The organism is Corynebacterium tuscaniense (genome assembly GCF_008693065.1).
Lineage (GTDB): Bacteria > Actinomycetota > Actinomycetes > Mycobacteriales > Mycobacteriaceae > Corynebacterium > Corynebacterium tuscaniense.
On the sequence record NZ_VXKH01000120.1, the window covers coordinates 1 to 1,643 of the forward strand.

A 1,643-nucleotide genomic window follows, 5' to 3' on the forward strand; every position below is an offset into this window, starting at 1 on the left:
GCCGCCGGTGGCGCCGGCGGGGGCGGATTCGGGTTCGGCGATATCTTCGAGGCCTTCTTCGGGGACGGCACCGGCGGTGGCGGGCGTGGACCGCGCTCTCGCGTGCAGCCGGGCAGTGATGCGTTGTTGCGAACCACGATTACGTTGGCGGAGGCCTACACCGGTACCCGCCAGGAAGTCACGGTGGATACCGCTGTGCTGTGTGAGCACTGCCACGGCACGGGCTCAGAATCTGAATCCAAGCCGGTGATGTGTGATGGCTGTGGAGGAAACGGCCAGGTGCAGCAGGTACAGCAGTCCTTCCTGGGCAACATCATGACAACGACGACGTGTCCGAAGTGCTCCGGTTTCGGTGAGATCATCACGGACCCGTGCCAGAAGTGTGGTGGCCAGGGCCGTGTGCGCTCACGCCGGGACATCACGGTGAATATCCCCGCCGGTATTTCCTCCGGCATGCGCATCCGAATGGCTGGCCAGGGCGAGGTGGGCCACGGAGGTGGTGCGGCAGGTGACTTGTACGTGGAGGTCACCACGGAAAGCCATCCGGTGTTTGTCCGCGATGGGGATAACTTGCACCTGAAGGTGTCTGTACCCATGTTCGATGCAGCATTGGGCACGGATGTGACGGTGGAGAATCTGGCGGGGGAGACCACCGCGATTGAGATCCCGGCTGGCACGCAGCCGAATGAGGAGATCGTGCTCGAGGGCGAAGGCATGCCACGCCTGCGCGCGGAAGGTGCTGGCAACATGGTGGCCCACGTCCAGGTTGTTGTGCCGACGGAGCTGACCAAGGACCAGCGCGCAGCGCTCGAGGATTTGCGCGACGGCCATGAGGCCGAGGCCTTCGTCGAGGAAGAGAACCCGGAGGGTGGCAGTTTCTTCGGCCGCATGCGTAACCGTTTCCGCCGCTAAAACCATGAGTCTGCCGTATTTCATCACCGCTGATCCCCTGTCCGGCCGTCTCAGCGGGCCGGAAGGCCGCCATGCCGTCACGGTCAAAAGAATCCAGCCGGGAGAGCACATCATGCTTATCGACGGCACCGGCACCACCGCAGAAATCCGCGTCACCGCGGTGGAGGGGAAGGATGGGTTGGTGGGGGAGGTCGTCGATAAGCAAGAGGTGCCGAGGCCTGTGCCGAGGGTGACGATTGTGCAGGCGATCCCGAAATCTGAGCGTGCTGAATTGGCCGTGGACCTGGCCACGCAGGGCGGCGCTGATGCGATCGTGCCATGGATTTCGCACCGCACAATTGCGCGGTGGCAGGGCCCGAAGGTGTCCAAGAACGTAGAGAAATGGCAGGCCACGGCGCGTGAGGCGGCGAAGCAATCGCGTCGGGCGTGGATCCCACAGGTGCATGATCCGGTGACCACGAACCAGCTGGCGGAGATGCTGGCGGGAAAAGTGGCGTATGTGCTGCATGAAGATGCGACGGTGAGCATCAAAGATGCGGATTTGAGCGCAGACGAGATCTTCCTCATCATCGGCCCGGAAGGCGGCATTGGTGAAGATGAGCTGGAACTGCTCGGCGCACAGGCGATCACGCTCGGCCCGGAGGTTCTGCGCACAGCGAGCGCCGGGCTGGCAGCGCTTTGCGCCGTCGGGGCGTTGACGGGGCGCTGGTAGGGTAAACCGCATGGCAGAA

At 63.7% G+C, this 1,643-nt stretch carries 2 protein-coding genes; both read left to right on the forward strand.

Going from position 1 to position 1,643, the window contains the following annotated elements; all coding sequences use genetic code 11:
- A partial coding sequence (locus tag F4V54_RS10740; protein WP_150387133.1) for a DnaJ C-terminal domain-containing protein occupies nt 1–912 on the forward strand: 912 nt, incomplete at its 5' end.
- Between the two features lie 4 nt (nt 913–916).
- On the forward strand, nt 917–1,624 hold the full coding sequence (locus F4V54_RS10745; RefSeq protein WP_150387134.1) for a 16S rRNA (uracil(1498)-N(3))-methyltransferase: 708 nt from the start codon (nt 917–919) through the stop codon (nt 1,622–1,624).
- Nucleotides 1,625–1,643 lie beyond the last annotated feature (19 nt).

Excerpts from the sequence above, each read along its gene's own strand:
- F4V54_RS10745 (WP_150387134.1), top strand. The coding sequence starts at position 917 with ATGAGTCTGCCGTATTTCATCACCGCTGATCCCCTGTCCGGCCGTCTC.